Annotated in this window: 5 protein-coding genes; 3 read left to right on the top strand and 2 right to left on the bottom strand. The window is 59.1% G+C overall.

What is annotated here, in order from left to right; genetic code table 11:
- On the bottom strand, window positions 1-803 hold an 803-nt coding region (locus IGS51_RS21245; protein ID WP_297080745.1), incomplete at its 3' end, for an alpha/beta fold hydrolase.
- Between the two features lie 245 nt (window positions 804-1048).
- Here IGS51_RS21245 and IGS51_RS21240 point away from each other — a divergent pair.
- The gene (locus IGS51_RS21240; RefSeq protein ID WP_297080744.1) at window positions 1049-3082 is read left to right on the top strand and encodes a protein kinase; all 2034 of its coding nucleotides are present in this window, start codon (window positions 1049-1051) and stop codon (window positions 3080-3082) included.
- Window positions 3083-3368: 286 nt separating this feature from the next.
- Complete coding sequence (locus IGS51_RS21235) at window positions 3369-3773, top strand: VOC family protein (RefSeq protein WP_297080743.1); 405 nt, start codon at window positions 3369-3371, stop codon at window positions 3771-3773.
- Between the two features lie 133 nt (window positions 3774-3906).
- Here the strand turns inward: IGS51_RS21235 and IGS51_RS21230 are convergent, their stop codons facing one another.
- Window positions 3907-5937, bottom strand: coding sequence for an ABC1 kinase family protein (locus IGS51_RS21230; protein ID WP_367279401.1), 2031 nt, complete (start codon window positions 5935-5937; stop codon window positions 3907-3909).
- Window positions 5938-6202: 265 nt separating this feature from the next.
- On the opposite strand from IGS51_RS21230, the gene dnaK reads away from it, so the two are divergent.
- Window positions 6203-8203 (top strand): molecular chaperone DnaK, encoded by a 2001-nt coding sequence (dnaK, locus tag IGS51_RS21225; protein ID WP_297080742.1) that lies wholly within the window; start codon window positions 6203-6205, stop codon window positions 8201-8203.
- Window positions 8204-8217 lie beyond the last annotated feature (14 nt).

Below are 8217 nucleotides of genomic sequence, written 5' to 3'. Positions count from 1 at the left end.
GGATTCACCTCCGGAAGCTGACGACCCCACACCAGAGGAATCACCCGGTCTTTTTGACCCCACAGCAGCAAGATGGGTAAATCGACCGCTTGCAGCAAGGCTTTGGTATTCGGGCTAAAGTCTGTTTGAGTGCGAGCTTGCACCAGCCGACAGAGGACTTTTGCTGCACCGCGATCGCCCGCCGGAATCGTGAAGCTCTGCACCAGTTCGTCGGTAATGGCTTCGGGATTGGCATAGACCGCCCGCAGCACCGAGCGAACCACGCCCGGCCGCCGAATCACGCTGAACAGCGGCTTCAGCAGCAGCGGCGACGAGAAGAAAGATTCAATTTCGCCCACGAAGCTTTGTAGCTTACCGGGCAGCAACTCCTGGCGAGACGCGGGCAAGGTGAGCAGGATTAATCCCTGAACCAGAGCCGGATCAGTAGCGGCGATCGCCAGCGCCACCAGCGCCCCTAGCGAATGCCCCACCAGCACCACCGGCCGCCCCACAATTTCGCGGCAAAAGTCCCGCACCTGCGCCATCCACAGGTCTACTTTGTAGTTTGCCGACCCCTTTTCCGACGCACCAAACCCCAGCAAATCCAGCGCATAGACCGTGTGATGCTGGCTCAGCGGCTCCAGGTTTAGCCGCCACTGGGTCAGCGCTGCCCCAAACCCATGCAGGAACACAATCGGCACGGCATCCGGTGCGGGGGTTTGCGCCCTTAGATAGGTATAGCGAATCTGCCAGCCGCGCCATGCCCAGTCTCGCTGGGAGCCAAGCTGCGTGTGCCAGGGAAGCTGCGGAGACAAAGCAGGCATAGCGATCGCTAATCAAAACAACCTCCTCTTCATGCTATAGCAAGGGGCAAAGGGTTAGGGGCCGGGAGTCATTAGCGAAGCGGTACAGTATTCTGGTAGGTGCTTGGTCTTGGACACAGGAAAACCCTGAGTCTGAGAAAACGCCGAATCTGAGATTGATTGGGGAGAAATCCTGTTGTTTCATCTGCTCCCAGAGCAACCCCCCAAGCCTCAACCCCTGCCAGGATGCATCACCGCCCGACGCTATGAGTCTCTGCATCAACCCCCAATGCACCGAACCCAACCACCCCGGCAACGACGGCAGCCGCTTTTGCCAAAGCTGTGGGTCGGATCTGGTGCTGCGAGAGCGCTATCGCGTGATGCGGCTGATCAGCGACAAGAGCGGCTTTGGGCAGGTGTATGAAGCCTACGAGCGCAACGTACCCAAAATTCTGAAGGTGCTGAAGGAAATCCACAGCAGCCACAGCAAGGCCGTCGCCCTGTTTCAGCGAGAGGCAGTGGTGCTGAGCCAGTTGCGCCATCCCGGTGTGCCTGCGATCGAGCCAGATGGCTACTTCCAGTTTTTACCGCGCGGCAGCGAGTCGCCCCTGCATTGCATCATCATGGAAAAAATCGACGGGCCCAACCTGCGGGAATGGATGCGGCAGCAGGGCAACCACGGCATCAGCGAGGCGCAGGCGCGAAGGTGGATGCGGCAACTGACGGAGGTGCTGCATCTCGTGCATGAGCGCAACTATTTTCACCGGGATATCAAGCCTGAAAATATCATGCTGCGGTCGAATGGGCAGTTGGTGCTGGTGGACTTTGGCGCGGTGCGCGAGATGACCGCAACTTATCTGGCACAGCTAGGCGGCTCCGAAGGCGTGACCCGCATTAGCTCCGCAGGCTACACGCCGCCAGAGCAGGAAAGGGGGCAAGCGGTTCCCCAGTCCGACTTTTACGCGCTAGGGTGGACGTTTATTTACCTGCTGACGGGTAAGCAACCGACCGATCCGGACATTTACAATCCCCACGACAATAGCTTCCGCTGGCGGCAGTTTGCGCCGCAGGTGTCGGAGCCGTTTGCCGATTTTATTGACCATCTGATCGCGCCCAAAGCGAGCGATCGCCCCAATAGCACCCGCGAGATTCTGGAAGACCTGGCGGCGATCGCTCCACCCAGCAACCTGCCCCGCATCCAGGCTCTTGCTGCACTGCCCGCCGAACGTCCCTCATCGCCCAGAACGACCCAGCTTCAGCCCGCGCAGACCCAGGCCCAGCACACCTCGTTTCGCTGGAAGTATCCCTGGCTTTGGGGCAGTGCCGCAGCGCTGCTGATTGGGCTGGCGGGCTGGGGCGGCTGGCGGGCTTATCAGCAGTTCAGTGGTGGAATCGTTGCGGTGCAGCCGCTCGTCTCCAGCGCCACCCTCACAGGACACACCGGATTCATCAACCATGCCGTGTTCACACCAGACGGGCAGCGGTTAATCACCTGTGGCGCAGACCATCAGATTATCCTGTGGGACGTGGCCACCGGGCAGCCCCTCCGCACCCTCAAGGGGCACAGCAGCTACGTGAATGCGGTGGTGCTAAGCGGCAATGGACAAACGCTGGCGAGCGGCGGCGCAGATAATCAAATTTTGATATGGGATTTGCCCAGCGGCACAATCCGACATACGCTGGCCGGGCACACGAACGCGGTCAACGCGCTGGCGATCGCCTCGGATGGAACGCTGATCAGCGGCAGTGCGGATGGCACGGTGCGAACCTGGAACCTGACAACGGGGCAGCCGATCCACACCCTAGAGGAACATGACGGGTTCATCAATGCGATTGCTGTTAGCCCCGATGCCCGCACGATCGTCAGCGGGGGCACAGATACAACTCTGATGGTCTGGGATCTCAGGTCTGGAACGCAGCGACGAACGCTCAGCGGATTTACCGGAGTCATCAATGCGATCGCCTTTACGCCGGATGGTGTTGAGGTGTTGGCAGGCGGCACAGATCGAACTATCTATCGCTGGAACCTAGAGACAGGCGAACAGGGCAAACCGCTGACGGGATCGGCTGGGTTTATCAACACGCTGGCGGTGCGCGGCGATGGCAGAACCCTGCTTAGCAGCGATGCCGAAGGTCAACTGACGCTGTGGGATTTGGAGGACGGAAAACCCACCCACATCTTCGCAGGCGAGGGAGCGCCCCTCGACCATGCGATCGTCAGCCCCGACTGGAGAACCATCGCTACGGGCAAAGGGTTCCGCACAGTCCGCCTGTGGCAGCTTCCAGACAACGTGTTTTAGAGGATGTTTGAAAAGTCCTACTGTTTGTAGCAAAGCGTGCAAGATCCCCCTAAATCCCCCTTAAAAGGGGGGCTTCAAGGCGGTTTCCCCCTTTTTAAGGGGGGCTAGGGGGGATCTCTGAGTGCTTAACATTACAGGCGATACCTTTTCAAACACCCTCTTAGAGATTTTCCAGACAATTTCAGACGGTTTTTAAATTTTGAATCTGAGTTGATCAATCCGACCCAATCTCTGCTAGAGTTTCACCCTTTAGTAGCTGTTTTTTTAATGCTTTTTCAGGAGAATTATGCTCTATACCGACTACGCCACGCTCACCCTGTCCTCGCCCAATCTGGCACGGCTGCGGCAGTTCTACCGGACGCTCCTTGACATTGCTCCATCGTTCGAGTTTCCCAACACCTATGTCGAATTCCAGATCGGCCTGTTTCGGTTTGGCATCTTTCAGCCTAGACAGGAAAACGCCGGAGAGTTTGCAGCTTCCCCAGGCGGTGCCATGAGCCTGTGCCTGGAGGTGGATAACCTGGAGCAGGCGATCGCCGCTGTAGAAGCTGCCCATAGCGCGATCGCCGCTGCCCCCCCGCGCCCCGCCAGCCCCATCATCACCGACTTCCACGGCCGCGAAGCCTATGCCTACGATCCCGATGGCAATCGCCTCATTCTGCACGAGTCGGGGCATCCCGCAACGTTCTGAGCCTTGCGTAACCCCGTAAGACGAACCGGAGGGAACAAACCGGATTGCTCTGGTTCGTCTTACAAGTTCGTCCTACAAGTTCGCTTTACAAGTTCGTCTTACAAGGTTGGTCGCTGCATCAGCGGGCGATCGCTTATGCCGAGCGGCGGGCGGGCAGCGCTAGGTTGCCGCTTCCGTTGCCGCCCATTGTGTTGCTCAGCACCTTACCGTTGCGATTCAGGCGGACGCTGGTAGAAGAAGTCGGCTGAGGCGGCTCTTCAGGCAGCAAAAACTCGCGGATAAACCGGGCCGCGGCCCGCTGGGCCAGCCCGCCTGCAATCTGCTGGCCCATACGCTGGGTTTCGGGACGCAGCAGCAGGTTGGGCACGACGGGGAGAAGCTGCATCGGGTCAAATCCGGGCGTATCGCGCAGAATGTTGAGGATGCGGCTCAAGTTTTCCAGGTTTTGCGAGTCGGCGGGGGGCGGCGCAGAACCATTGCCCAGACCGATGCGATCGCGCAGGGTAGCGGTCAGCCGCTGCATTGTCATCTGCCCGTAGCCGTCAATCCCTTTGACAATCTCCTCCACCAGATACTCGCGAATGAACTCGCCCCGCTCAGAAAACAGGAAGTTCAACGCCTGATCTACCGTATAGTTCAGGTCATAATCTGGGCTGTCCTTGGCGTTCTTCAGCAGGTTTTCCAGACGGTTCCAGCGGAAGCTGCCGTCTTTGAACAGCAGATCCTTAAGCGAGGAGCGGAGTTCGGGCGACGGATCGGTCAGTAGGCGCTTGGCAATATAAGGATAGGCCTTGCTCAGCACCTTGAAATTTGGGTCAACGTTGATGGCGATGCCCTCCAGCGTCACCAGCGAACGAATGATCAGCGCATAGTAGGCGGGCACGCGGAAAGGATAGTCGTACATCACCTGGGAAAGCTGATCGGTGATGCTTTTGAAGTTCAGTTCGGCGACGCTCGACCCCAGCGCGTTGCTAAAGACCGCAGCCAGCGCCGGAATAATCGGGGTTAGATCGGTGTCCGGGGTCAAAAATTCCAGCTTTACGTAGTCTTTGGCCAGACCTTCAAAGTCGCGGTTGACCATGTGAACCACCGCCTCGATCAGCCCGTAGCGCTGGGGAGCCTGCACCTGGCTCATCATGCCAAAGTCTAGATAGGCCAGCTTGCCGTCGGGCGTGGCCAGCAGGTTGCCGGGGTGTGGGTCGGCATGAAAGAAGCCATGCTCTAGCAACTGCCGCAGCGAACACTGCACACCCACTTCCACTAGATAGGCCGCATCGATGCCCTGGGCGGCCAGTTCTTGCGGCTTAGTGAGCTTGGTGCCGTTAATCCACTCCATCGTCAGCACGCGCTGATGGGTATATTCCCAGTAAATGCGCGGTACGTAGATGTCAGGGATTGCGCCATAAAGCTGGGCAAACCGTTCGGCGTTTCGCCCTTCCTGGGTATAGTCCATCTCCTCAAAGATGCGGGCCCCAAACTCGTCCATAATGCCGACGAGGTCGCTGCGGATTTGCTTAAACGTACTCGCCGCCCATTGCGCGGCCCGGCGCAGAATGTAGAGGTCGAGCGTGATGCGCTCCGCCAGTCCGGGACGCTGCACCTTCACTGCCACAACCTCACCCGTCTTGAGCTTGCCTTTGTAGACCTGCCCTAGCGAGGCAGCGGCGATTGGCTCTGGGCTGAGTTCGGCGTAGATATTTTCAGGGCGATCGCCCAATTCCTCTTCAATAAATTGAAACGCCACTTCGTTGGGAAAGGGCGGTAGCTGGTCTTGCAGGCGCGTCAGTTCTTCCAAGTACGCGGGCGGCACCAAGTCTGGGCGAGTAGAGAGCGCCTGCCCAATCTTGATGTAAGCGGGGCCAAGCCGGGTCAAAATGTCGCGCAGTTGCTCGGCGCGGCGCTGCTGGTTTTTCTCGGTCTGTCCCCACTGCTTATCCCACCACAGGCCCAGCGCAAACAGAAGGAAGGGCAGCACAATGCCAATCGTTCGGCCCATCACTTGCAGCGGACGGGCACTGTAGTATTCAGCGATCGCCATTGGGTCATAGCGCACCGCTGGCATCTCCGACGAGTCGTAAGCAGACTTGAGGTGGTCTTCAATCGACAGCGGACGAGCAAGCACCGCATCGGGGCGGACAGTCGCGGAAGTCTCAGCAGTTGGCATGGGTTCCAGAGCGGAATGAAGGGAAGATTCGCCTCTGTTAAGCATTGTAACAGCGAAAATCTGGCAACCCCTCTATCTTGCAGGGGGAATTGCGATGCGAACAGCCGACTGCCCGTAATCCAAATGGTGGAAAAACCGTCACCTGCGGGTCGCGGATATCGCTGAGCAGTCGCTGATCAACTGTGCAGCGGGCCTTGCGTTGGCAAGATAGAATGAGTTATCAGTTCTCAACATTTGGTGAAATCCGCGAGGAGCGTTGCAGCGCATGGGCAAAGTCGTAGGCATAGACCTGGGCACCACAAACTCAGTCGTCGCCGTGATGGAAGGGGGCAAGCCCGTCGTAATTGCCAACGCTGAGGGAATGCGGACAACCCCATCGGTTGTGGGCTTCAGCAAAGAGGGCGAACAGTTGGTGGGGCAGATGGCGCGGCGGCAGGCAGTGCTAAATCCCCAGAACACCTTCTACGGCGTAAAGCGATTTATCGGGCGGCGCTATAGCGAGGTCAGCCCCGACTCCCGGCGCGTGCCTTACACCATCCGCAAAGACGAGAACGGCAATATTAAGATCAAATGCCCCCGGCTGGAGCGCGACTTTGCGCCGGAGGAAATTTCGGCAATGGTGCTGCGAAAGCTAGCGGACGAGGCCAGTCGCTATCTGGGGCAGCAGGTGACAGGCGCGGTGATCACGGTTCCAGCCTATTTCAACGACTCGCAGCGGCAGGCAACGCGAGATGCAGGCCGGATTGCAGGGCTAGAGGTGCTGCGAATTCTGAATGAGCCGACGGCGGCTTCTCTGGCCTACGGGCTAGAGCGGCGCGATAGTCAGGTGATTTTGGTGTTTGACCTGGGCGGCGGCACGTTTGATGTGTCGATTCTAGAAGTGGGCGATGGCGTGTTTGAAGTCCGCGCCACCAGCGGTGATACCCAGCTTGGGGGCAATGATTTCGATAAGAAAATCGTAGACTGGCTGGCAGAGCAATTTTTAGAGAAAGAGGGCATCGACCTGCGGCGCGATCGCCAGTCTCTCCAGCGCCTCACCGAAGCTGCTGAAAAAGCCAAAATCGAACTCTCTGGGGTCAGCGTCACAGAAATCAACCTGCCCTTCATCACCGCCACGCCAGAGGACGGCCCCAAGCACCTGGAAACGCGCCTGACTCGCTCCCAGTTTGAGGGCATGTGTACCGACTTGCTGAGCCGGATGCGCGGCCCACTGAAGCAGGCAATGCGCGATGCGGGGCTTGCGCCAGACGACATTGATGAAGTCGTGCTGGTGGGCGGCGGCACGCGGATGCCGATGGTGAAAAATCTAGTGCGATCGCTCATCGACCGAGAACCCAGCGAACACGTCAACCCCGACGAGGCCGTGGCCGTCGGCGCAGCGATCCAGGCGGGCATTCTGACGCAGGAAGTGGGGATGCGCGACATCCTGCTGCTAGACGTAACGCCGATTTCCCTCGGTCTGGAAACCATCGGCGGCCTGACCAAAAAGCTAATCCCCCGCAACACGACGATCCCCGTCCGCCGCTCCGACATCTTCTCTACCTCTGAAAATAACCAAACGATGGTGGAAGTCCACGTCGTCCAGGGCGAACGCGAAATGGCTGCGGATAACAAGTCCCTCGGCCGCTTCAAGCTGCTGGGCATTCCCCCCGCACCGCGCGGCGTGCCCCAGATTTCGGTCTCCTTCGACATCGATGCCAACGGCATTTTGCAAGTCACCGCCGTAGACAAAACCACTGGCCGCGAACAGGGCATTACCATCCAGGGCGCATCTACCCTCAGCGAAGCCGAAATTCAGAAGATGATCCAGGATGCGGAGCGCAACGCCCAGCAAGACCGGGAGCGGCGCGAACGGGTGGAAAAGCGCACCAAGGCAGAGGCGCTGACGTACCAGGCGGAGCGGCAGTTGCGCGAGGTGGCGCTGGACTTTGGAATGCAGTTTGCCAGCCCCTATCGCCGCAAGATCGAAGCGCTGATCAAAGACCTGCGCGATGCCCTAGCCAACAACGATGAGCGCCGCATCGACACGCTCGAAGCCGACTTGCGCGATGCGCTGTATCAGCTCCAGCAGGAGGTCTATCAGTTTGATCGAGGCGACGAAGACGAGGGCTTCTTTAGCTCGCTGAAGCGGACGCTGCTGGGCGACGACGACGAATTTGACGAAATTCCCTCCTATCGCGGCGGCCGCGACCCGTGGGACGATCGCCCTGCGGCCCGCCGCGACCCGTGGGATGACCGGCCGCCCGTTCGTCGGACGGGCCGGTGAACTGCTGGATAAGA

Origin of the sequence: Thermoleptolyngbya sp. M55_K2018_002 (genome assembly GCF_015295965.1) — a bacterium.
GTDB classification, from domain to species: Bacteria; Cyanobacteriota; Cyanobacteriia; order Elainellales; family Elainellaceae; genus Thermoleptolyngbya; species Thermoleptolyngbya sichuanensis.
Note: the sequence above shows the minus strand (reverse complement) of the source record. Positions and strands in the feature narration are given on the sequence as shown.

Bases quoted from the DNA above. Each gene is read 5' to 3' on its own strand.
- IGS51_RS21240 (WP_297080744.1), top strand. From the start codon at position 1,049: ATGAGTCTCTGCATCAACCCCCAATGCACCGAACCCAACCACCCCGGC.
- IGS51_RS21235 (WP_297080743.1), top strand. From the start codon at position 3,369: ATGCTCTATACCGACTACGCCACGCTCACCCTGTCCTCGCCCAATCTG.
- IGS51_RS21230 (WP_367279401.1), bottom strand. From the start codon at position 5,937: ATGCCAACTGCTGAGACTTCCGCGACTGTCCGCCCCGATGCGGTGCTT.
- dnaK (WP_297080742.1), top strand. From the start codon at position 6,203: ATGGGCAAAGTCGTAGGCATAGACCTGGGCACCACAAACTCAGTCGTC.